Below are 21,692 nucleotides of genomic sequence, written 5' to 3' on the forward strand. Positions count from 1 at the left end.
CAATGCGGCGTTTAGCCGCCACCAAGGCTGCGGCCTGCTGCGCGCCGACGGCGAAGTCCGCATGCATTGAACACGAGATCCATGAATCACAGCGACACAGTCTCTTCAGCCGTTGAAGCCACCCCTATCCATGAGCCCAGACTTTGGCGAGACAAGGGGTGGACCGCGCGGGTCATCAAGAACGAGGACGGCGATGGGTGGGCCGTCGAGATGATCCGGGAGGGCAGCGCAGAGCCTGCACTGGTCGGTCCGTGGACAATGGGCCGAAACAAGGTCGATCCGAAGCCGCTGGATGCGACCGCGCATCAGACCCTGGTGAAGACCGCTTCGGAAGTCATCCGCCGACACGAGCAGCAGTTGCACGCGCAATTGAACAAGCAGGTAACCGTTGAAGTCGGATCGGACGCAGTCACTATCCAGCTTGTTATCACGCCGGATGAGTACGAGCCGTTCGGCACGCTCTCGGCGGTCGGTCAGTTCGGGGACGTGCTCGCTACTGTCAAAGTGCGGCCGGACTTCCGCCTGACGCGGGAAAGCGGCTTGCAGTGGGCCATTGGGGGATTCGGCAAGATCCGGTGATGCCTTGCCAGCGCTGCCCGCCGGGCTCCCGGCGGGAGCCCGCGTCACGCATCAGCGATCCAGAAACTCCAGCACGGCCTGATTGAATCCCTCCACCTGCTGCAGGTTCGAGAGATGCGCGGCGTACAGTTCCACGTACCTTGCGCCGGGAATGGTCTCCGCCAGGTATCGAGCATCCGCAGGCGGGGTCGGGATGTCGCCGGTGCCGGCAATCACCAGCGTGGGCGTGGCAATGCGCTGCACGTCGTTGCGCAGATCCGAATCGCGCACGGCCCGGCAGTTCGCCGCGTAACCACGCGCGTCCGTCGCGCCCAGCATCGTCCGCAACGTCTGCACCAGATCCGCCTGCTGCGCCGCGAAATCCGGCGTGAGCCATTTGTCGACCACGGCAGCGGCAATCGAGGCCACACCGTCGCGCTCTACAGCGGCAGCACGGTTGGTCCAGTTCTCGGGCGGCCCGATATAAGCCGCCGTGTTGCACAGGATCAGCTTGTCGAGGCGGTCACCATGGTGGACGCCCAGCCACATGCCAGTGATGCCGCCCATCGACAACCCGCAGAAGTGCACGCGTTGCAGGCCGAGATGGTCTAGCAGTGCGATGACGTCGCCACCCAGTTGCGCGATGCTGTACGGCCCCTCGGTGACGGACGACTGCCCGTGGCCGCGCGTGTCGTAGCGCAGCACGCGGAAACGCTGCGTCAGCGCCGGGATCTGTGGCTGCCACATGTCGAGGCTGGTGCCCAGGGAGTTCGACAGCACCAGCACGGGCAGGCTCTCATCCCCATCGAACCGGTAATGGAGCTTCACGTCCGCAAGTTCAGCAAAAGGCATGGCGGTCTCCGGAGCTCAGTTCTGGGCGATGGCCGAACCGTGCTGGGCCAGCGCGGTCACCTTCAGATCCAGGTACGGATACAGCGGCAGGGCGGTCAGCAGCGTGTGCAGTTCGTCGGCATCCTTGACGTCAAAGATACTCACGTTCGCGTAGAGGCCGGCCACGCGCCACAGGTGGCGCCACTTGCCGTCGCGTTGCAACTGCTGGGAGTACGCCTTCTCTTCCGCCTTGATCTTGTCGGCAACGACCGGGTCGAGCGTTTGGGGAATGCGAACAGTCATTTCAACCATGAACAGCATGGTGGGCTCCTATTGAAGAGAGAGGAATCAGGTCGTGGCAACGGGCGTCACGGGCGACCCCATGGCGCCGGGCAGCCGCAACGGCGGCGCCGACAGGAAAAACCGATGGCGGCCCTCGGCGCGCAGCCAGGCGGCCAGGTCGCGCAGGTACCAGAGTTCGCCGAGCGGCAAGCCGAGCTTGAACAGGCAGTGATGGTGGAGCGGCAGCATCGGCACGGGGCCCTGCTCCGCCGGTACGGGCCGGGCCGGATAACGTTCGACGGCGTAGTTGTCGGCGGCGATGGCGGCGATGCCGGAATCGGTGATCCACTGCAACAGCCTGTCGTCGCGCCCATCCAGCGCGCAGCAGCTGTGATGCAGGCGTTCGGCATCGGGCTCGCCGGCCATCTCGACCAGCATCTCGGCAAAGCCGGTGCGGAGCACGAGGATGTCGCCACTGCCAACTTCGATGCCGTCAGCGTCTACCACGCGCATCAGGTCGTCGTAACCCACCGTGCGGCATTCGCGGCCATAGTGCTCCGCCAGATCGACCAGCACGCCACGCGCCTGAATGCCGTGGGCAGCAAAGGTCTCGATGCCGAGCGCGTCGGCATGGCTGTGGTCGTGCCCGCAGGAATGGGCCGCGAAGTGGTCGGCCTCGGCATAGTCGACCGGACCGACGATATCGGCATTCGGTCGGAAACCGTTGTAGTAGACGCGTTCGGCGACTCCGTCGTCATCGGCGTCGAATAGCGCGCCAACGTGGGCCAGTGAATCCCACTGCGTGGAGTACTGCATGGATAGCAGCACCTGGTCGTCGCTGAGCACGTCCAGCGCGCGCGGATCGACCTTGGCCAGCGGGAAGTTCACATACGCCACATCGTCACGGAAGGTGGGACGCAGGACGGGCGGATGCCTGCGCGGGTTCAGCACGTTCCCGCCGGGCAGGTCCAGCGGCAGGGACAGGCAGAAGGTCCGGCCGCTTCGAATCTCCTGCGCGGCGGCACGCACGCGCGCCGGCGTGATCAGGTTCAGGCGGCCGAGCTGGTCGTCCTCACCGAAGTCGCCCCAGTTGGCGCCTTCGGGCCGTTGCTTCCATCGCTTCATGCCTACGCCTTCGCTCAGATATGACGGACGCCGTCCAGATAGGCCTTGCGCCACCGCACGATCTTCACCTCGGCGAACAGCGCCGCCTTGTGGAACGGATCGGCTTCGATAAATGCCTGCGCCGCCTCGCGCGAGTCCACGTCGACGATATACAGGCCGCCACCGCCATCGCTGCCGTCATCGTTGAGCTTGGCGCCGCAGGCCAGCAGCAGCGCCTTGTTGGCTTCCAGATACTCCAGGTGCTCGGGCCGGTTGGCCTGCCGCACGTGCTGGTGATTCGGCTTGTCGAACGTCTCGATCAGGAACGGCATGCGATTGTCTCCGCGTTGGTTGTCAGTACATCGGTCAGTACAGCATCAGTGCGTCAGCATGCCCCAGGCCAGCAACGCCACGATATAGATGGCGCCAACCCAGAACATCATGATCACCGTATAACCCATCACGTCCTTGAGCTTGAGCTTCGACAGCGCCAGCGCCGGCAGGATCCAGAACGGCTGCACGAGGTCATTCCAAGCGTTGCCAAGCATCACCGACATCGAGGTCTGCGCCACCGAGCTGCCGATGGCTTTCGCCGCGTCGATCATGAATGGCCCCTGAATCACCCAGTGGCCACCACCCGACGGCGCGAAGAAATTGATCACGAACGAGCTCACCAGGCCCCAGAACGGCAGCGTCTGCGGCGTGGCGATATCCACGAACACGCGCGAAATGGTATCCACCAGCCCCGAGCCCGCCATGATCGCCATGATGCCGGCATAGAACGGATATTGCAGGATGATGCCTGAAATCGTCTTGATGCCCTCGTTGAGCTTGGCCACGTACTGAGCCGGCGTGCCCAGGAGCAGCACCCCGATAAACAGGATCAGGAAGTTGATCAGGTTCAGATCCAGCGTGCCGCCCTGCGTGAAGTACAGCACGGCGTAGGCCAAGCCGCACAGGCCGATGAGCAGGCTCAGCAGGCGGCTGTTGTTCATGCGCGCGGCCAGCGTGTTCTCGATGCCCATGCTATGCCCACCGGCGGCGGCGGCGCGGCCCTCCTCCGCTTCTTCCTTGATCTCGACCACATCCTTGGCATCGCGCGGATGCAGCATGGCGTTGAGCAGCGGCAGCGTGACGATCACGGCCAGACTGGTGAGCAGCATCGGCAGGGAGAAGATCGTGTCCTTGAGCGCCACCACGCCCATGAGCTTTTCCATCGGGTGGCCCGGCGTGGAGATCAGCACGGGAATGCTGGCAGACAGGCCCAGCCCGTACATCGTGAAGCCGCTATAGGCAGACGCGATGATCAGCGGGTAGTGCACGCCCTTCACCTTCATCGCCAGCTTGCGGGCGATGATGCCACCGATCACGAGGCCGAAGCCCCAGTTCAGATAGCTGCCGATACCACCGACCAGCGTCGCCACGATGATGGCGCCGCGCGGCGAATGCACACGCGCGACGATGCTGTTCAGGAAGCGATCGACCAGTGGCGCGGTGGCCAGCACATAGCCCATCGCCAGGATCACGGCCATTTGCGTGGTGAACGCGAGCAGGTTCCAGAACCCCTTGCCCCAGTTCAGGATGATCGTGTTGGCGGCCTGCCCCTCGACCAGCATCGCCATCACCATGGAGAGCAGCGTCAGGCCAATGGCAAACACGAAGGGGTCCGGCAAATACCGGCGCATCAGTTCCGTAAAGAACCCGGCAACCTTGTTCAAGGCAAGTCTCCTGAAATCCGAAATGACCACATATCGAACTTGCGTTCTATATGCGAACGTCTAGTTAGCGTGGATCGGAGGGTAAGACCTTGCCTTCGGCAATGTCAACGCAATGAAGGTGTCGATTACCGCTGTATCCAGCAACAATTCGATATTGCAACGCAGCAGATCCGCATTGCCGATTGGCAGGCCGTTGCGGCCTGCGCGAAGCCGCTTCGCATATTGCAATGCACCAACCGACTTTCACGACTGAAAGGTTCTTGTCCGGTATCCGCACAGAACGGTGCGGCCAGCGAACCAGCCATGTCGTGGTGTATCGTTGGCGGCCATAGCGCCCCGGCGTCCGGGGCGCGCACCGCGCCTCACGGAGACCGTCTTGGCTACCGCTTCTGTGCCCATTCCCCACAGCATTTTCGAAGTCTCGGGCGATGCCGTCATCCCCACCGAGCTGTCACGCGGCCCCTGGCATCCCGGCGCCCAGCACGGCGGCGCGCCCGGCGGCTTGCTGGCCTCGATGGCGGACCGCGCCATGGCACATGAGCCGGGTTGGTCGATGGTTCGCCTCACCCTGGAATTCGTCCGGCCGGTGCCCGTGGCACCGTTGCGCGCGGTGGTCGAACCGCAGCCGGGGGGATCGGTACGGCGCGTGCGCCTGGAGCTGTCCCATGAAGGCGTGCCAGTCGTCTACGGGACGGCGGTCTATATCCGCGAGCGCGCGCTCGATCTCCAGTCCTCCCCCCAGTCCCCGTCCCTCCCCCCGCCCGATGCGTGCCACACGCCCATCCTTATCCCGGGCATGCAGCCGCAGACTTCATTCCACTACACCGCGATGGAGAGCCGCGTGGCAACCGGCACGGTCACGGCGCCCGGCCCCGCCGCCGTATGGTTCCGCCTGGCGGTGCCGCTGGTGGCCGACTGGCCGGTCACGGCGGCGGCACGCGCAGTGGCCGCAGCGGACTTCGGCAATGGCATCAGCTGGGCCGTGCCGCTGGATCGCTTCGCGTTTGCGAATGCCGACCTGACGATGTATCTGCACCGGCTGCCACGTGGGGAATGGGTCGCGGCTGAATCGACGACCACGGTGCAGGAAAGCGGCATCGGCCTGGCCCGTACCACGCTGCATGACGAGCACGGCGTCATCGGCGTCGCGCAGCAAGGGTTGATCTTCAAGCCGCGCGACGCGCGCTAGTCGCGCCCGGCTTCGCCCCGCCTATCGGGTTTTCCCCGTTGACATGCCCTGCCCGGCGACATACATTGGCCGGGCAGATCTAGATAAGAGACCATCTGTAAGATGGTCTCTTAGCGCGTGCAGTTTGCTGCGGCCTCTTACAGAACCAAAAAAAGGAGACCGCAGTGCAAACCTCTGCCATCAAGCTTCGTGGCATCGACGATGTCATCGCCTTCATAGATTCCTGTCCTGGTATACGTGGCCGCGCCGGCGTGGTGTGGTGGCTCGCCCTCGGCGGACTCTTCCTTGACGCATTCTCCAATTCGGCACTGAGCGCCGGCCTTGGGCCGATGACGCGCAATTTGCAGCTGGCCCCCGCGCAGGTGGCGCTGCTGACCTCCTTCGCCTCGTGGGTCGCCATCGTCTTCAACCCGCTGGGCGGCTGGATGGCCGACCGCTGGGGCCGCGTGCGCCCGCTGATCCTGGCCAAGGTGCTGGCGGTGGTGGGCGCGCTGCTGGTGGTGTTCGCCCCCGGCTTCGACGTGATTCTGGTCGGCCGCTTTTTCGTCGGCGCGGCATACGGCATCGATTTCGCCATCGCCATGGCCGTGCTGGCCGAATTCACGCCGGTCAAGCTCAAGAGCCGCCTCAATACCTGGCAGGGCATGTGGTACACGGCAGTCTGTTCCAACCTGCTGCTGGCGCTGCTGTTCCACTCGTGGCATGTGGGCGATACGATCTGGCGCTACTCGGTGGCCGCCACGGCCATCTTCGGTGTCGCCATCCTCGTGCTGCAACTGCTGTTCCTGGTCGAAAGCCCGATCTGGCTGGCCCGCAAGGAGCGGCTGGACGCCGCCGCGCGCGCCATGACGCGCATCTACGGCCGCGCCTTCATGGCCGCCCCGCCGTCCGAGCGCGTTCCCGTGACCAACCAGGCCCGTCGCGGCCTGGCCAACGTGCTGCTGATCTTCCGTGGCGTCTACCTGCCCCGCACCATCCTCGCCTCCACGGTGCAGATCGGCCAGTCGATCCAGTACTTCGCGATTGGCTGGTACCTGCCGCTGATCAGCGCCGCACTGTTCGGCAAGGACTTTGTCTACGCCACCATCGGCGCACTGGTGTTCAATGTGTGCGGCATCTTCGGCGGCTTTCTGTCCCCGCTGATCGGCCGCAAGCTTGGGCTGCGCCGTGCCTCGGCGTTCGGCTTCGCCGCCGTCTTCGTGATGCTGCTGGTGCTCGGCCTGTTCAACGGCAAGATGCCGATGTGGGTCGCCGTGGTCGTGCCGTCGCTGTTCATCCTGTTCCACTCGGGCGGCCCCGGCGCGAACGGCAAGAGCCTGTCCTCGCTGTCGTTCCGCAGCGAACTGCGCGCGGGCGCTAACGGCATCATCGGCGCGCTCGGCTCCATCGGCGCGGCGCTGGGCCTGCTGGTGTTTCCGCTGTTCCGCGCGCAGTACGGGCTGGAAACCACCTTCCTGATCCTCTCCGTGGTGCCGCTCATCGCCAGCATCATCTGCTTCACGGTCCGCTGGGACCCCACGCGCACCATCATCAACCCTGACAACGAAGCCGACGCCCCGCAGTTCGCGCGCGATGCGCGCGAGGCGGCCGGCTTCCTCCAACCCGTGATCGAGAAATCGCAGTCATGACCCAGAACAGGAACGTCATCCTCGCCATTGACGAGGGCACGTCCGGCACCCGCGCCGCCGTGGTGGCCGCCGATGGCCACGTCTCATGCCTGGAATACACCACGCTGCAAGTGGATTCACCGCGCCCCGGCGTGGTCGAGCAGGACGCCAACGTCCTGCTGGAGAAGACGCTGGCAGTGTGCCGGGCCACGTTGGCGCAGGCCGCGCGCGATAACCTCAACGTGGTGGCGCTCGCCATCGCCACGCAGCGCGCCACGGCCGTGCTGTGGGACACGCAGACCGGCCGCGCGCTGGTGCCGGCCATGGTCTGGCAGGACACGCGCTACGCGCCGGACCTGCACGCGTTGGCGGGCACATGGGATGCGCGCCTGCGCCCCGCCGTCGGCCGGCCTGCCGGCGTGCGTTCGCCCTACCTGTGGGCGGCGCGGCATCTGCGCGAGACGCCCGCCGTGGCCGAGGCATGGGCCGCGCGCCGCCTGGCGTTTGGCACCGTGGACAGCTGGCTGCTCTGGCACCTCTCCACCGAGCGCGCCTGCGTGACCACGCCGACGAATGCCACGTCATGCAGCGCCTACATGCTCGGCGAGCACCGCTACCTCACCGACTGGATCGATGCACTCGGCTTTCCGCGTGAGCTGCTGCCCGAGTTGCGGCAGGACGCCGATGACTTCGGCCGCACGCGCACCGACCTGCTCGGCATCGACGTGCCCATCCTCGCCTGCGCTGGCGACCAGCTTGCCGGCGCCATCGGACTGGGCTGTCTCGATGCCGGGCAGTCGATGTGCCTGCACGGCACCGGCAGCTTCGTGGACCTGATGGTCGGCCCTGCCCTGCCCGCGCGCAGCGGCGAATCGGACAGCACGCTGACGATGACCGCGCGGCGCCATCAGGGCGTCTCCCACTACTCGGTGGAGACCTTCGTGGCCACCACCGGCTCCGCGCTCAACTGGGTCTGCAACAAGCTGCACTGGTTCGAGGACGCCCGGCAGATCAGCGCGCTGGCCGCCACGGTGCCCTCGTCGGGCGGCGTCACGTTCATCCCGGCGCTCACCGGCCTGCGCGTGCCGCAGATGCAGCCCGAGGCGCGCGCCGCGCTGAACGGCGTGTCGATGGCCACCACGCAGGCCGAGATCGCCCACGCCATCCTCGCCGGCATCGCCCATTCCGTGGCGTCCTGCATCGAGGCCAACCGCGACATCGCCGGCGTGGCTGTCTCCGGCCTCGTAGTGGGCGGCGGCCTCTCCGGCAGCGACGCGCTACTCCAGATGCAGGCCGACCTCACCGGCCTGCCGATCCATCGCATGCAGGAGACGGACCGCGCCAGCCTGCGCGGCATCGCCTATCTGGCCGGCGCTTCGGGCCTGCTGTGGGACTCCTTGCAGCAAGCCCGCACCACCACTGCGCCGGACGCCGTGTTTACCCCGGCCATCGGCGAGGACGAGCGCGCCGCGCGGCGCACGCTCTGGCACGCCCGCGTGGCGTCGGAACTCAATCACGTGGACGCTTTTGCGTCGCACTAATCAGGAGAAGCGATCAACATGATGGGTCTGCCATCCCGAAGCGCGAGCCGCGAACGCGCCGCCATGACCAGCACCGAGCCGCTGCGGCTCGACCGCCGGTCGCAACTGGACCGCCTGGGCAGCGAGGCCTTCGACATTCTCATCGTCGGCGGCGGGGTCACCGGCGCCTATGCCGCGCTGGACGCCAGCCTGCGCGGCTACCGTGTGGCGCTGGTCGAGAAGAACGACTTTGCCTCGGGCACCTCGTCCAAGTCGTCAAAGATGGTGCACGGCGGCCTGCGCTACATCGAGCAGGGCAACCTGAGCCTGGTGCGCCATTCCCTGCTCGAGCGCCAGCGCCTGCGCCGCAACGCGCGCCATCTGGTGCAACGCCTGCCCTTCCTGTTTCCCGTGATGGAGCGCGACGGGGTGTTCGACAAGCGGCTCGCCAAGGCATTCGAGAGCCTGCTGTGGACGTACGACCTGGCCGGCGGCTGGCGCGAAGGCATCCTGCACCAGAAGCTGACCAAGGCGGAGGTCCTCTCGCACTGCCCCACCTTCAATCCGGAGCACCTGACCGGGGGCTTCCTGTATTTCGATGCGCGGGTCGATGACGCGCGGCTGACGCTGAACATCGCGCGCACCGCCGCCTTCCATGGCGCGGCCGTGGCCAACCATGCGCAGGTCATGGAGATCACGCGCGACGGCCACGGCAAGGTCGACGGCGCCATCGTCCACGCCGGCGAGCAAGAGATCCGCGTGCGTGCGGGCGTGGTCATCATGGCCACCGGCGTGTGGCTGCGCGACTGGACCGGCCGCAAGCGCGGCGAGCAGAAGACCCTGCACATCCGCCCCGCCAAGGGCGTGCACGTGGCCATTCCCTGGCTCAAGATCCGCAACGACTGCACGGTGACGATTCCCGTGCCGGGCCGCAGCCGCCGCGCCACCATCACGCGCTGGGGCAATGTGTCCTACCTCGGCACCACCGACGAGGACTACGAAGGCGACCTCGACAACGTGATGTGCACCCGCCAGGAACTCGATTTCCTGCTCGAAGGGGCGCGTTCGGCGCTGAAGACGGACCTCCAGCCCGAGGACGTGGTGGGCAGCATCGCCGGATGCCGGCCGCTGGTGGCGCCGCCGGGCGGCAAGACGCTCGAGATCAAGCGCAACCATGAGATCCATGTCGCCGATGACGGCCTGGTGACCATCGTCGGCGGCAAGCTGACCACCTCGCGCCATATGGCCGAGCAGACCATCGACGCCGCACAGCGCGTGATCGGCAAGCGCGGCAAGTGCCGCACCAAGAGCGCCTACCTGCTCGGCGCCGCCGGCTATGACGCGCAGGCCATCGTGGCGTCAGGCGGCATGTCGGCGCACCTGGGCGAACGCTACGGCACGGAGGCGCGCTTTGTCAGCGACATCCTCCAGGCCGATGCCGCGCTCGGCCGCCCCATTGTCGAAGGCCTGCCCCACACCGAAGCGGAAGTCGTCTACGCGGTACGCCACGAGTTGGCCGGCACCGTGGACGACGTGCTGTCGCGCCGCATGCGTGCCCGCCTGATGGCGCGCGATGCCTCCGCCCACGCCGCACCGCGCGTGGGCCAGATCCTCCAGGCCGAACTCGGATTGTCCGAGTCGGCCGTCGCCCGGCAGGTCAGTGACTACCTGGCCGCCGTGGCGCTCGAAAAATCCGTCCTCATGGGAGAAGCAGCATGATCAGCAAGGAAGCCATCAAGCGCGGTTACAACCGCGGCAACTACGTCGTGGGCGCGCACACGCCGCCTGGCTACGCAGCCACCATCACCGAGACGCCAGACGCCCCCGGCCTGCAGCGCGACGCCGTGCCGCTCAGCGACGCCACGCTGGCCGCGCTGCGCCAGGTGGCGGATGCGGTCCTGACCAGCACCGGCGATGTGGTGACGTGGACGCGCGACTGGTGGGCGGGCTCGATGATGACCGAGACCGGCGGCAAGCCGGCCACGCCGCGCGGCGTGATCGTGCGCGTGTCCACCGTGGACCAGGTGCAGGCCGTGATGCGGATCGCCCACGCCAGTGCGGTGCCGGTCACGGTTTCCGCCGGCCGCAGCAACGTGACCGGCGCGGCGCTGCCGGTACGCGGCGGCATCGTGCTCGACGTCTGCGAGTTGAACAAGCTGCTGGGCTTCGACAAGGACAGCCAGATCGTGGAAGTCGAGGCCGGCATGTTCGGCGACATCTTCGAGCAGACCATCCAGCAGGAATACGGCATGACGATGGGCCACTGGCCGTCGTCGTACGCCATCAGCACGGTGGGCGGCTGGGTGGCCTGCCGGGGCGCCGGGCAGCTCTCCACGCGCTACGGCAAGATCGAGGACATGGTCTTCGGCATGGACGTGGTGCTGGCCGACGGCCGCCTCATCACCGTGGGCGGCTATTCGCGCGCGGCACTGGGCCCGGACCTGCAGCAGCTGTTCATCGGCTCGGAAGGCACGCTGGGGGTGATCGTGCGCGTGCGGCTGAAGCTGCACCGCCTGCCCGACTACGGCCGCGCCATCGCCTATGGCTTCAAGACCTTCGCCATCGGCCTGGAGGCGTGCCGGGAAATCATGCAGCGCGGCGCAAACCCGGCGGCCCTGCGGCTCTATGACGCCCTGGAGAGCGGCGTGCAGTTCGGCCTGCCGGACACCAACGTGCTGCTGGTGGCTGACGAAGGCGCCCGGGATATGGTCGATGCGGTGATGGCGATCAGCGAGCGGGTCTGCGCGGAACTGGGCGACAAGCTCGACGACAAGGCCATCTTCGAACGCTGGCTCGACACGCGCTACCTGACCGGCAAGAGCGCCGAAGGCTTCAAGCGCAGCCCCGGCTTCGTCGCCGATACGCTGGAGATGTCCGGGCCGTGGGCGGACCTGCCCGCGATCTACGACGACGTGGTGGCCGCCATCAACGCGGTGCCCGGCACGCTGGCCGGCTCCGCGCACCAGTCGCACGCCTACGTGGACGGCGCCTGCCTGTACTTCTCGCTGCGGGGTGAGGTCGCGGTGGAAGACCGCCAGAGGTGGTATCGCGCCGCCTGGGACGCCGCCAACGCCGTGCTGATCCAATACAATGCGGCCCTGAGCCACCATCATGGCATCGGGCTGCTGCGCGCGCCGTACATGGCACCGTCGCTGGACACTGCGTTCCCGGTGCTGGTGGCGGTCAAGCAGGCCCTCGATCCGCAGAACATCCTCAACCCCGGGAAGCTCGGCCTGAGCGACGTGCTTTCCCACGAAGCGAAGTAACACCATGGACAGGTCCCTCGGCGCCCGCCTGACGCGCCACCCGGTCATCGCCACGCTCTACGGCGCGGAGCAGGTCGATGCGTTTGTCGACAGCGAGGCCGAAGTCTCGATCGTGGCGAACGTGGAGCTGCGCAAGCTGCAGCCCGTGATTGCCACGCTGACCCGCGCCGGCAAGTATGTCATCGTCAACATCGACAGCTGCGAAGGGCTGTCGCAAGACAAGGGTGGCGTGGATTACCTGGCGGACATCGGGGTGACCAGTCTGGTGTCCACGCGCGTGGCCACCATTCAGCGCGCCAACCGCGCCGGCATGGTGACGATGCAGAAGGTCTTCGTGACCGACCGCTCGACATGGCCACGCAGCGTGAAAGCGCTGGAGCAGAGCGACCCCAACCTGGTGCAGTTGATGCCGGCGCCGATGCTGTCTCACCTGCCCGAGGCGGACCGCAAGGCGCTGCCGCCCATCGTCACGTCCGGCTTTGTCTGCAACGAGACCGACATCCGCAGCGCGCTCGCACATGGCGCGGTGGCGGTCTCGACCAGCGACCGCAAGCTCTGGAACCTCGAAGGCAAGACGCTGAAGTCCTGAAGCCCTATAGCTGCGAGGCCAGCAGCGAACTCAGCCGATCGGCAAGCTTTTCGCGCCACGGCCGGTTGGACCATGCTGCCAGCGAGATCGGCCGGGACAAGGCCAGGTCGTCCTCGAATATCCGCGTCTGTTCGGCCGCGAAGTCCCGATCGAGAATATTAAGCGTGGCCTCGTCGTTCAGGCGGAAGGAGCGATTGTCGAAGTTGGTCGAGCCGACCGACACCAGGAACCCGTCCACGATCATCACCTTGCAGTGGTACATCGTGGGCGCGTACTCGGCGATCAGCGCGCCGGCCGCCAGCGGCTCGCCCCATTGGGCCCGCGACGCCGAACGGGAGGTTTCCGAGTCGATATGCTCGCCCGGCACGATGATCCGGACCCTGACGCCGCGCTTGAGCGCGGCGACCAGCGCCTTCCTCGTCAGGTCGTCCGGCACGAAGTACGCCGCCGACAAGTCAATGGTGCGCGTCGCGGCGGTGATGGCGAGCAGGTACATCAGCGCCATGTTCTCGCTGCCGCCGGTGGGGGAACTGCTGAACATCTGCGCCATCCCCTTGCCCACCTCCGGCAGTGCCGGGAAATACCCCGGGCCGTGGGGGACTTCGCCGCTCACCTTGATCCAGTTGTCGAGGAAGACCGACTGCATCTGGGCCACCACGGGGCCTTCGACCTGGAAATGCGTGTCGCGCCAATGCTGGGGGTCCTGCGCGTGGCCGGTCCATTCCGGCGCAATGCCCACGCCGCCGGTGAAGCCAATCCGGCCGTCGATGATCAGGAGCTTCCGGTGGGTACGGTTGTTGAGCTTGCCAAGCGTGTACCAGTGCACCGGGTGATAGCGCTGCAAGGCGACGCCGGCGTCTGACATGATGCGCAGCACGGCCTCGTCCACCTTCTGGCTTCCCACCCAGTCCAGCAGGACATGCACCTTCACCCCGGCCTTCGCGCGTTCGGCCAGCGCCTGCGCAAACTCCCGGCCAATCTCGCCAGACCAGTAGATGTATGACTCGAAGGTAATGGTCTGCTGCGCAGCGCGAATGGCGCCGAGCATCGCGGGGAAGATCTCGTCGCCATTCTTCAGCACGCGATAGGCGTTGCCGCCAACCACTGGCGGCCCCAGCAGGACGCCCAGTTCCCGGGAAAACTGCGGGTCTTCGGTCGCGTAGAGCCGCTCCAGCCGGTGCTCGATGCGCTTCTCCCCGCCGAACAGGTTATAGGCCAGCAGGCCAAAGACCGCCGTGAGGATGACGGCAAGCAGCACATACCACGTGGTCCGTGCTCTTCCATGAGCGTGGCGCATCGGCAGGCTTCCTTTTATAGGGGAGACAGCGCTCCTCGAACATGCAGTGTGGACGAATTTTGGCGGATTGCAGCCTCCGGGGGTGTGGGACCGACCCAACGTTCGTCACTTGCAAATGCGAATCACTATCGCGCCCTCGCCCAGAACACCAGCGCCACCAGGCTGACCAGCGCGCCGAGCGTGCAAACCCCGCCCCACCCCGCCACCGCGTAGGCCGCCGAGGTACCGAAAGCGCCCAGCGCGCTGCCCACGGCGTAGAACAGCATGTAGACGCCCACGAGCCGGCCCTGGGCGTCCGGCTGGGTATTGAGGATCAGGCTCTGATTGGTCACGTGCAGCGCCTGGCCGCCGAGGTCGAGCAGCAGGATTCCCGGCACGAGCGCCCACAGCGATACCGTCATGCCGGCCAGTGGCAGCCATGCCGCGATCAGGCACAGCAGCGCCAGCAGCGTGGTGCGCTCGCCAAACCCCCGATCCACCTGCCGCCCCGCGCCGGCGCCGGCCAGCGCGCCGAGCGCCCCCACCAGCCCGAACGCGCCGATGGCCGTGTGCGAGAACGCATAGGGCGGCGCGCTCAGCGGCAGCACCAGCGCGCTCCAGAAGATGTTGAACGCCGCGAACATCAGCAGCGCGAGCATGCCGCGTACCTGCAAGACCCGGTTATGGCACAGCAGCCCGAACATCGACACGAGCAGCGCCGGGTAGCCGATGCGCTGGGCGGCGGCCGGCAAGCTGGGCAGTCGCGCCCAGAGCCCCGCCGCCAGCAACAGCATGGCGCTGGCCGAGCCGAAGTACACCGCGCGCCATCCGGCCAGGTCGCTGACCACGCCCGCCACCACGCGGGCGAGCAGCAAGCCGAGGAAGACGCCACTCTGGGCCGCGCCGACCACGCGGCCACGTTCCTGCGCCGGCGCGGCGGCTGCGGCGTAGGCAATCAGCCCCTGCGTCATGGCCGTACCGAGCATGCCGGTGAGGCACATCGCGCCGAACAGGCCAACCGCGGAGGACGACAAACCCACCGCCACCAGCGCAATCACCAGTCCCAGCGCCTGCGCCAACATCAGGTGCCGCCGCGCGAAAACATCGCCCAATGGCACCAGCAGCACCAGGGCCAGCGCGCAGCCAACTTGCGTGGCGGTGACCACGCCGCCAATGGCGAAGGCCGGAATGGCGAAGTCGCGCGCCAGGGCATCCAGCAGCGGCTGCGCATAGTAGACATTGGCCACGCTCAGGCCACTGGCGCAGGCAAACAGCAGCATCAGGCTCCGACGCATACGCAATCTACCCCCATAACTAGTTGCAAATTAAAACTAGTTGAAGGCTAACGGAGGTAGTTTTAAAATGCAACCACTTGCGGCGATCGAGGGACAATGAGATGCGTAATGACAAAGCGGCTGAAGCCCACGCCGAAGCCGAAGCCTGTCCGGTGGCGAGAAGCGTCAATGTGATTGGCGACCGCTGGTCACTGCTGATCGTGCGCGATGCCTTCGACGGCATGCGCCGCTTCGGCGATTTTCAGCGCAATCTGGGCATGGCGCGCAACGTGCTGGCAGACCGGCTGCGCCGGCTGGTGGAAGCCGGCATCCTCGACCTGCAACCCGCCTCAGACGGCAGCGCCTATCAGGAATACGTGCTCACGCCCCGGGGCGAGGAACTCTTCCCCGTGGTGGTGGCGCTGCGGCAATGGGCCGAGAGTCATCTGTTCACACAGGGAGAGCCGCACTCGGATCTGGTGGAGCGGACCTCGGGCAAGCCGATTCCGCGCATGGTGCCGCGCGCGCACGATGGCAGCACGCTGATGCCCCACGATGCCGAAGTGCGGAAGCTGCCCGGCCGCTAGTCGTGGGGGAAATACCCCTCCAGGAACCGCTCCAGCGATCGCAGCATCTCCTGCTCGGCAGCCTCGGCGTCGCCACGCGCGAAATGCGCCATGAATCGGCGCCGCGAAGCGAAAATTTCCTCGTTCTCGTAGGTGCCGATCCGCAGGATGAACTCCACCAGTAGCGAAATCAGCCCGTCCATGAAGACAACCAGGATCGGGTTGCCGGCGATGCGCGCCAGCATCTTGTGGAACTCATGGTTCAAGGTGAACCGCTTCTCGAATTCGCCAGCCGCCGTGGCGGCCTCGGCGGCATCGATATTGCGATAGAGCCGGGCCACGTCGTCTTCAGTCGCCAGCCGGCAGGCCTCGCGCACGATGGCGGGCTCGATCGAGATATGGGCCTGGATGAGCTGGCGCGGCGTAATGCCGCCGAGCCGGTAGAGATCCATCAGCCCCTCGATCACCACTGAGCCATCGGCGCGGGTGATGAAGATCCCGCCATGCGCGCCTTTCTTGGTCTCCACCAGCCCGGACTGCTCAAGCGAGCGCACCGCCTCGCGAAGGGTATTGCGCGACACCCCGAGCTCCGCGGCCAGTTGCCGCTCCGCCGGCAGGCGCGTGCCCGGCTTCAGGCGTCCCCCGGCGATCTCCTTGCGGATCTGGTTCGCGATCTCGTCCGCCGCACGCCGGACCGCAATCGGCCGAAATGGCGTCTGCGCCACATCGTCAGGATTTACCCGAGGGTCTAGTTTTGTAGTCATCGTTTGCCGATAGAATGGTTCAACCATTAAGCCATTATGGCACGCCAATGATAAGGCCAAAGGAGACGACGATGACGACAATGCACCTGCCCACGAGAACCCCCTCCCCGCGCCGTGCGTGGCTGGCGGCAACAGCCACCTTGCTGGCATCGACACTGATCGGCGGCACCGCTCACGCCCAGCGGGACGCCGCGTATCCGACGCAGCCGGTCAAGCTGGTGGTGGTCTATCAGGCGGGCGGTGCAAACGACATCGTGGCCCGCGTCCTGGCCGACCGCATGACGCGCGTGCTCGGCCAGTCGGTCATGGTGGTCAACAAGCCGGGGGCCTCCGGGGCGATCGGCGCGCAGTTCGTGGCCGGCAGCCAGGCAGACGGCTACACGGTGCTGATGGGCGGTGCGCCACTCGTGGTCGCCCGCGCGCTATATAAGAACCCTCCGGTGGACTTCGAGAAGAGTTTTTCGCCCGTCGGCAAGGCGGTCAACCTCAATCTGGTGCTGGTTGCCCGCAAGTCCTATCCGGCCGACACCTTCAAGCAGGCCATGGACCTGGAGAAGAAGCAGCCGGGAAGCTCCACCATGGCGGTCACTGCCGGCGTATTCGAGCTCTACTACGCGCGCCTCAACCGGCTCGCCAACACCCGCATCGTCAAGGTGCCCTACAACGGCGTGCCCGCCGCGATGAACGACATCCAGGGCGACCGCGTGGACATGCTGATCGACACCGTGGCCGCGCAGAAGCCCTTTATCGCCAGCGGCGCCACCAAGCCGCTCGCGGTGTTCGGCCCCAGGCGGCTGCCCTCCCTTCCCGATGTGCCCACGCTGGCGGAACTCGGCCTGAAGGGCTTCGATGACCAGTCCTACGTCGGCATGCTGGTGCCGAAGGGCACGCCCGACGGCGTGGTGCGCAAGCTCAACGGCGCCCTGAACACCGCGCTGGCCGACCCCGAGGTCAAGTCGCGCCTGGAGAAGCTGGACTTCGGCGTGGAAGGCAGCACCCCGGAAGCCTTCTTCAAGGAGATGAAGTCGGATTCCGACCGCTTCGCCGAACTTGCCGACGCCACCCATATTGAAAAGCAGTAAGGAGATGTGAGATGGGGGACACAGGACAACTCTACGGCTGCACCACCGTCGCCGCGCTGTACCGTTCGGCATTCAAGACGTTTGCCGACCGCGAGGCGCTGGTCGGGCAGGACATTCGCCTGACCTACGGCGAACTCGAGTCCCGCTGCCACCAGATGGCGCGGGTCTTCCTGTCGATCGGCCTGCGCCGCCAGGATGGCATCGCCATGCTGGCCGGCAATCGTGTCGATGCCATGGCCGCGATCATCGCCGCCCAGCTCCTTGGCTTGCGCTACACGGCGCTGCACCCGCTCGGCTCCGCCGAGGATCAGGCCTTCGTGCTGCGCGATGCCGGCATCCAGGCGCTGGTGATCGACACGCCCCGGCACGGCGAGCGCGGCGCGGCGCTGGCCGGGCTCGGCATCGTCAGGCATGTGCTGACGCTGGGCCCGGCGCCGTTCGGCACCGACCTGGTGGCCGCCGCCGCGACCATGGACGCCGGCGACTTCCCGCTCGACGTGCAAGCCAACGATGTCTTCAAGATCGGCTACACCGGTGGCACCACGGGCAAGTCCAAAGGTGTGGTCCAGTCTCACCGGACCGCCGTGACGATGACGCTGCAGCAGCTGGCCTGCTGGGAGTGGCCCGACGAGGCGCGATTCCTGGCCACGACGCCGATCTCCCACGCGGCGGGCGCCGCCATCCTGCCCACCTTCCTGCGGGGCGGCACGGTGGTATTCATGGACAAGTACGATCCGCTGGCCTTCCTCGAAGCCGTCGCGCGCCACCGCATCACCTGTACCTTCCTGGTGCCGAGCCAGATCTACGGGCTGCTCGACTTTCCGGGGCTGGCGGGCCATGACCTGTCCAGCCTGCACCGCATCTGGTACGGCGCCGCGCCCATCGCGCCGGCCCGGCTGGCCGAGGCGATCGGGCGGATCGGCCGGATTTTCGGTCAGATCTACGGCCAGGCCGAGGCGCCGATGACGGTGACCTACCTGCGCGCGGACGAGCACGACCCCGCCCGCCCCCATCTGTTGGGCTCCTGCGGACGCCCGATTCCGGGCAACGACGTGCGCCTGCTGGACACGCAGCTGCGGGAAGTGCCACCGGGCGAGATCGGCGAACTGTGCGTGCGCGGGCCGCTGGTGATGTCGGGCTACCTGAACCGGCCGGAGGAAACCGCCAAGACACTGGCCGGAGACTGGCTCCATACGGGCGACATGGCGTGCCGCGACGCCGCCGGCTACCTGTATCTGGTCGACCGGGCCAAGGACATGATCATCTCCGGCGGCTTCAACGTCTACTCGAGCGAGGTGGAGAACTGCCTGGCCGCGCACCCTGCCGTCGCCATGTCGGCGGTGATCGGCGTGCCGCACGCCAAGTGGGGCGAAGCCGTGACCGCGCTGGTCGTGCTCAAGCCGGATGCGTCGGTCACCGAGCAGGCCCTGATCGACTTCGTTACCGAGCACAAAGGCGTGGTGTGCGCGCCAAAATCCGTCTCGTTCGAGACGGCGCTGCCGCTCACCTCGCTCGGCAAACTCGACAAGAAATCCCTGCGGGCCCGTTACTGGGGCGCGCAGGACCGTCAGGTCAGTTAATCGCAGAAAACAGAAGACCGCAGAGCTCTGGAGACCCGCATGCAGCAAGCTTTCATCATCGACGCCATCCGCACGCCCATGGGGCGCGCCAAGCCCGGCGCCGCCTTTGCCGATGTCCACCCCGCCGAACTGCTGGCGCAGCTCCTGAAAGGGCTGGTCGAGCGTAACCGGCTGGACCCGGGCATGGTCGACGACGTCATCACCGGCTGCGTCAGCCAGGTGGGCGAGCAGTCCGCCACGCCCGGCCGCGTGGCCTGGCTGGCCGCCGGCTTCCCGGAGCACGTGCCCTCGACCACCATCGACCGCAAGTGCGGCTCCAGCCAGCAGGCCATCCATTTCGCCGCGCAGGGGATCATGGCGGGGGTCTACGACATCGTGATCGCCTGCGGCGTGGAGTCGATGAGCCGCGTGCCGATGGGCACGGCACGCATGGGGCAAGACCCCTACGGCCCCTCGTTTGCCAAGCGCTACGCGCCCGGTCTGGTGTCGCAAGGCGTGGCGGCGGAACTGATGGCCAGCCGCGGCGCGCTCTCGCGGGAGGCACTCGATGCCTATTCGGCGGAGTCCCACCGCCGCGCCCAGCTGGCCCGGGAACAGGGCGCGTTCCGGCGCGAGATCCTGCCGATCGTCACCGCGCGTGGCGTGGTGGAAGTCGATGAAACCATCCGGCCGGACACCTCGCCCGCCAGTCTCGCCACCTTGAAGCCGGCCTTCCGCACCGATGAACTCGCCGCGCGCTTCCCCGAAGTCGGCTGGCACATCACGGCCGGGAATTCCTCCCAGATGACGGACGGCGCCTCGGCGCTGCTGCTGATGAGCGAGCGCATGGCATCCCGGCTTGGATGCAACGCACGCGCCCGCTTCGCCGGCTTCGACGTCTGCGGCGATAGCCCGATGCTGATGCTGACCGCACCCATCCCCGCCAGCCAGCGCGTCCTCAGGAAGAGCGGCCTGACGATGGCAGACATGTCGCATTGCGAAGTCAATGAGGCGTTCGCGCCCGTGCCGATGATCTGGCAGCGCGAACTCGGCGCCGATCCCGCACGGCTCAACCCGCGCGGGGGCGCGATCTCCCTGGGCCACCCGCTGGGCGCCTCCGGGGCGCGCATCATGACCACCCTGCTGCACGCGCTGGAAGACAACAAGGGCCGCTACGGCCTCCAGGCGATCTGCGAAGCCGGCGGCATGGCCAACGCGACGATCATCGAGCGGCTCTGAGCGGTGCGCGGGCGTGGTCGGCGCAAAGCTTTTGCGCCCACACCGCCCCCGCCACCGCAAGCAAGAGCGGCGGCACCAGTGCATAGGGCAGATGCGTGAATTCGGCAACCAGGACGATGGCGGTCAGGGGCATGCGCATCGATGCGGCGAGGAAGGCCGCCCCGCCCACGATGGCGCAGGCGCCCGGCGAGATGCCGGGCAAGGCGATGTTCCAAAGGGCGCCGCCGGCGACGGCCAGCAAGGCCCCGCAGGCCAGTCCGGGGGTCAGCAAGCCACCCGCCGCACCGGCGCGCAGCGATGCGCAGATGACGCCCATTTTGAGCGCCAGCAACGCGCATGCCAGAGCGGGCGTCAGCTCACCCTCGAACCCGAGCTGGACAGGGCCCTTGCCGTTGCCAAGCAGTTCGGGAAAGCGGATGCTCAGCAGGCCGAGCACGGCAAAGTTCAGCAGGCAAAGCCACAGGAGCCACGCGCCACGCGGCGCGCGGGAGCGGGCAGCGGCAGTCGCCCGGCTGAATGCAGCGCCGGCCATGCCGAAGATCGGGCCGAACAACACGGCCCACACGCTGAGCCAGTGGCCGGGCGCCAGCGTTGGCACGGCATACTGCACGTTCGTGCCGAGTCCAAGCGACGCCGTTTGCGCGGCCAGCGTCGACATGAACAACGCCAGAGCCGCAGCAGCCGGGTGAAACGTGCCGAGCAGGACTTCGAGCGTAAAGACAGCGCCGGCCAGCGGTACGCCGTAGACCGCGGCAAGCCCCGCGCCCGCACCGGCCGCCACAATCCATCTCCGTTGCGCCACAGGTAGCGCGAATAGCAAAGCCAAGCGTCCGCCGACCAGCGCGCCAATCTCGCGTGGCGCCACTTCACGGCCCAGCGGAGACCCCAGTGCCACGGTGACTATCTGCAGGAGCGCGTGGGCGAGGGTCGCCCCGGGTGGCATCGGCGCGCCTTCCTCCACAGCCCGCTTGATGCTGACGAGCGGCCGCCCGAAGCGATAGACGGCGAACCATCCAACCCCCGCCACCACGCCGGCGCAGAGCGCCACCATCAGCCGTCGTAGCGGCGTAGCGCCCTCCACGCCCGACAGGAAGCTCTGATGGCTCACCACGTGAGAGAGGCTGTAGTGATAGGCCAGGTGCTGGATGGCATGGAGCAGCAGTGCCAGGGCCATGCCGCCCAGGCCGGCGCCCACTGCCGTCAGCGTGGCGGCGAGGAGCAGGCGCCCCGTCGCGGCGGCCTGGGCGCCGTGCGCGGATCGCATCCTG

General features: G+C 67.0%; 20 protein-coding genes. 11 read left to right on the forward strand and 9 right to left on the reverse strand.

Annotated features, from left to right (window positions below; genetic code table 11):
* Positions 1–81 precede the first annotated feature (81 nt).
* Positions 82–579, forward strand: a complete 498-nt coding sequence (locus AB4120_RS03375) for a hypothetical protein (protein ID WP_149139153.1) — start codon at positions 82–84, stop codon at positions 577–579.
* A gap of 51 nt (positions 580–630) precedes the next feature.
* Here AB4120_RS03375 and pcaD read toward each other — a convergent pair whose 3' ends face one another.
* Genes pcaD through AB4120_RS03400 form a run of 5 tightly spaced genes read right to left on the reverse strand, consistent with a single transcriptional unit; the run spans position 631 to position 4,493 of the window.
* Positions 631–1,410, reverse strand: a complete 780-nt coding sequence (gene pcaD, locus AB4120_RS03380; protein ID WP_149139152.1) for a 3-oxoadipate enol-lactonase — start codon at positions 1,408–1,410, stop codon at positions 631–633.
* Positions 1,411–1,425: 15 nt separating this feature from the next.
* Entirely contained in the window at positions 1,426–1,710 is a 285-nt protein-coding gene (gene catC / locus AB4120_RS03385; protein WP_149139151.1) for a muconolactone Delta-isomerase, read from the reverse strand.
* A 27-nt stretch (positions 1,711–1,737) separates the two neighbouring features.
* Positions 1,738–2,796, reverse strand: a complete 1,059-nt coding sequence (locus AB4120_RS03390; RefSeq protein WP_149139150.1) for a cyclase family protein — start codon at positions 2,794–2,796, stop codon at positions 1,738–1,740.
* 14 nt (positions 2,797–2,810) lie between these two features.
* Positions 2,811–3,107 carry a YciI family protein gene (locus AB4120_RS03395; protein ID WP_149139149.1) on the reverse strand — a complete coding sequence of 99 codons (297 nt, stop codon included), beginning with the start codon at positions 3,105–3,107 and terminating at the stop codon, positions 2,811–2,813.
* Positions 3,108–3,152: 45 nt separating this feature from the next.
* Positions 3,153–4,493, reverse strand: coding sequence for a short-chain fatty acid transporter (locus tag AB4120_RS03400; protein WP_144197044.1), 1,341 nt, complete (start codon positions 4,491–4,493; stop codon positions 3,153–3,155).
* Between the two features lie 376 nt (positions 4,494–4,869).
* Here AB4120_RS03400 and AB4120_RS03405 point away from each other — a divergent pair, with 376 nt between their 5' ends.
* The 6 genes from AB4120_RS03405 to AB4120_RS03430 all read left to right on the forward strand — a co-directional run bounded on the left by AB4120_RS03405 (position 4,870) and on the right by AB4120_RS03430 (position 12,664).
* Positions 4,870–5,682, forward strand: coding sequence for a thioesterase family protein (locus tag AB4120_RS03405; RefSeq protein WP_441641844.1), 813 nt, complete (start codon positions 4,870–4,872; stop codon positions 5,680–5,682).
* 164 nt (positions 5,683–5,846) lie between these two features.
* Entirely contained in the window at positions 5,847–7,310 is a 1,464-nt protein-coding gene (locus AB4120_RS03410) for an MFS transporter (RefSeq protein WP_149139147.1), read from the forward strand.
* A complete protein-coding gene (locus tag AB4120_RS03415; RefSeq protein ID WP_149139146.1) occupies positions 7,307–8,830 on the forward strand; it encodes an FGGY family carbohydrate kinase in 1,524 nt (507 codons plus the stop codon). Before AB4120_RS03410 ends, AB4120_RS03415 begins: the two co-directional genes overlap by 4 nt.
* Positions 8,831–8,848: 18 nt before the next feature.
* Complete coding sequence (locus AB4120_RS03420) at positions 8,849–10,528, forward strand: glycerol-3-phosphate dehydrogenase/oxidase (RefSeq protein WP_144197040.1); 1,680 nt, start codon at positions 8,849–8,851, stop codon at positions 10,526–10,528.
* On the forward strand, positions 10,525–12,075 hold the full coding sequence (locus tag AB4120_RS03425; RefSeq protein ID WP_149139145.1) for an FAD-binding oxidoreductase: 1,551 nt from the start codon (positions 10,525–10,527) through the stop codon (positions 12,073–12,075). Before AB4120_RS03420 ends, AB4120_RS03425 begins: the two co-directional genes overlap by 4 nt.
* A gap of 4 nt (positions 12,076–12,079) precedes the next feature.
* Positions 12,080–12,664, forward strand: a complete 585-nt coding sequence (locus AB4120_RS03430) for a glycerol-3-phosphate responsive antiterminator (RefSeq protein ID WP_144197038.1) — start codon at positions 12,080–12,082, stop codon at positions 12,662–12,664.
* Positions 12,665–12,668: 4 nt separating this feature from the next.
* Here the strand turns inward: AB4120_RS03430 and AB4120_RS03435 are convergent, their stop codons facing one another.
* A complete protein-coding gene (locus tag AB4120_RS03435) occupies positions 12,669–13,961 on the reverse strand; it encodes a phospholipase D-like domain-containing protein (protein WP_441641845.1) in 1,293 nt (430 codons plus the stop codon).
* A 125-nt stretch (positions 13,962–14,086) separates the two neighbouring features.
* Complete coding sequence (locus tag AB4120_RS03440; RefSeq protein WP_149139144.1) at positions 14,087–15,235, reverse strand: MFS transporter; 1,149 nt, start codon at positions 15,233–15,235, stop codon at positions 14,087–14,089.
* Between the two features lie 101 nt (positions 15,236–15,336).
* On the opposite strand from AB4120_RS03440, the gene AB4120_RS03445 reads away from it, so the two are divergent.
* Positions 15,337–15,801: a winged helix-turn-helix transcriptional regulator gene (locus AB4120_RS03445; protein WP_149139143.1), complete on the forward strand. Its 465-nt coding sequence runs from the start codon at positions 15,337–15,339 to the stop codon at positions 15,799–15,801.
* Here AB4120_RS03445 and AB4120_RS03450 read toward each other — a convergent pair.
* On the reverse strand, positions 15,798–16,544 hold the full coding sequence (locus AB4120_RS03450; RefSeq protein WP_186296805.1) for a FadR/GntR family transcriptional regulator: 747 nt from the start codon (positions 16,542–16,544) through the stop codon (positions 15,798–15,800). The genes AB4120_RS03445 and AB4120_RS03450 overlap by 4 nt on opposite strands.
* A gap of 71 nt (positions 16,545–16,615) precedes the next feature.
* On the opposite strand from AB4120_RS03450, the gene AB4120_RS03455 reads away from it, so the two are divergent.
* From AB4120_RS03455 to AB4120_RS03465, 3 genes are read left to right on the forward strand one after another with little or no spacing between them, the layout of a single operon-like run.
* Positions 16,616–17,626, forward strand: a complete 1,011-nt coding sequence (locus tag AB4120_RS03455) for a Bug family tripartite tricarboxylate transporter substrate binding protein (RefSeq protein ID WP_187645239.1) — start codon at positions 16,616–16,618, stop codon at positions 17,624–17,626.
* Positions 17,627–17,637: 11 nt separating this feature from the next.
* Positions 17,638–19,206, forward strand: a complete 1,569-nt coding sequence (locus AB4120_RS03460; RefSeq protein WP_149139140.1) for an AMP-binding protein — start codon at positions 17,638–17,640, stop codon at positions 19,204–19,206.
* Between the two features lie 39 nt (positions 19,207–19,245).
* Positions 19,246–20,424 carry a thiolase family protein gene (locus AB4120_RS03465; RefSeq protein ID WP_149139139.1) on the forward strand — a complete coding sequence of 393 codons (1,179 nt, stop codon included), beginning with the start codon at positions 19,246–19,248 and terminating at the stop codon, positions 20,422–20,424.
* On the opposite strand, the gene AB4120_RS03470 is transcribed toward AB4120_RS03465, so the two are convergent.
* The gene (locus tag AB4120_RS03470) at positions 20,408–21,688 is read right to left on the reverse strand and encodes a chloride channel protein (protein ID WP_149139138.1); all 1,281 of its coding nucleotides are present in this window, start codon (positions 21,686–21,688) and stop codon (positions 20,408–20,410) included. The genes AB4120_RS03465 and AB4120_RS03470 overlap by 17 nt on opposite strands.
* Positions 21,689–21,692: the final 4 nt, after the last annotated feature.

The sequence above is a fragment of the Cupriavidus sp. 2KB_3 genome (genome assembly GCF_052115685.1).
GTDB lineage: Bacteria > Pseudomonadota > Gammaproteobacteria > Burkholderiales > Burkholderiaceae > Cupriavidus > Cupriavidus campinensis.

Bases quoted from the DNA above. Each gene is read 5' to 3' on its own strand.
- AB4120_RS03375 (WP_149139153.1), top strand. From the start codon at position 82: ATGAATCACAGCGACACAGTCTCTTCAGCCGTTGAAGCCACCCCTATC.
- pcaD (WP_149139152.1), bottom strand. From the start codon at position 1,410: ATGCCTTTTGCTGAACTTGCGGACGTGAAGCTCCATTACCGGTTCGAT.
- catC (WP_149139151.1), bottom strand. From the start codon at position 1,710: ATGCTGTTCATGGTTGAAATGACTGTTCGCATTCCCCAAACGCTCGAC.
- AB4120_RS03390 (WP_149139150.1), bottom strand. From the start codon at position 2,796: ATGAAGCGATGGAAGCAACGGCCCGAAGGCGCCAACTGGGGCGACTTC.
- AB4120_RS03395 (WP_149139149.1), bottom strand. From the start codon at position 3,107: ATGCCGTTCCTGATCGAGACGTTCGACAAGCCGAATCACCAGCACGTG.
- AB4120_RS03415 (WP_149139146.1), top strand. From the start codon at position 7,307: ATGACCCAGAACAGGAACGTCATCCTCGCCATTGACGAGGGCACGTCC.
- AB4120_RS03420 (WP_144197040.1), top strand. From the start codon at position 8,849: ATGATGGGTCTGCCATCCCGAAGCGCGAGCCGCGAACGCGCCGCCATG.
- AB4120_RS03425 (WP_149139145.1), top strand. From the start codon at position 10,525: ATGATCAGCAAGGAAGCCATCAAGCGCGGTTACAACCGCGGCAACTAC.
- AB4120_RS03430 (WP_144197038.1), top strand. From the start codon at position 12,080: ATGGACAGGTCCCTCGGCGCCCGCCTGACGCGCCACCCGGTCATCGCC.
- AB4120_RS03435 (WP_441641845.1), bottom strand. From the start codon at position 13,961: ATGCGCCACGCTCATGGAAGAGCACGGACCACGTGGTATGTGCTGCTT.
- AB4120_RS03440 (WP_149139144.1), bottom strand. From the start codon at position 15,235: ATGCGTCGGAGCCTGATGCTGCTGTTTGCCTGCGCCAGTGGCCTGAGC.
- AB4120_RS03445 (WP_149139143.1), top strand. From the start codon at position 15,337: ATGCGTAATGACAAAGCGGCTGAAGCCCACGCCGAAGCCGAAGCCTGT.
- AB4120_RS03450 (WP_186296805.1), bottom strand. From the start codon at position 16,544: ATGACTACAAAACTAGACCCTCGGGTAAATCCTGACGATGTGGCGCAG.
- AB4120_RS03455 (WP_187645239.1), top strand. From the start codon at position 16,616: ATGACGACAATGCACCTGCCCACGAGAACCCCCTCCCCGCGCCGTGCG.
- AB4120_RS03460 (WP_149139140.1), top strand. From the start codon at position 17,638: ATGGGGGACACAGGACAACTCTACGGCTGCACCACCGTCGCCGCGCTG.
- AB4120_RS03465 (WP_149139139.1), top strand. From the start codon at position 19,246: ATGCAGCAAGCTTTCATCATCGACGCCATCCGCACGCCCATGGGGCGC.
- AB4120_RS03470 (WP_149139138.1), bottom strand. From the start codon at position 21,688: ATGCGATCCGCGCACGGCGCCCAGGCCGCCGCGACGGGGCGCCTGCTC.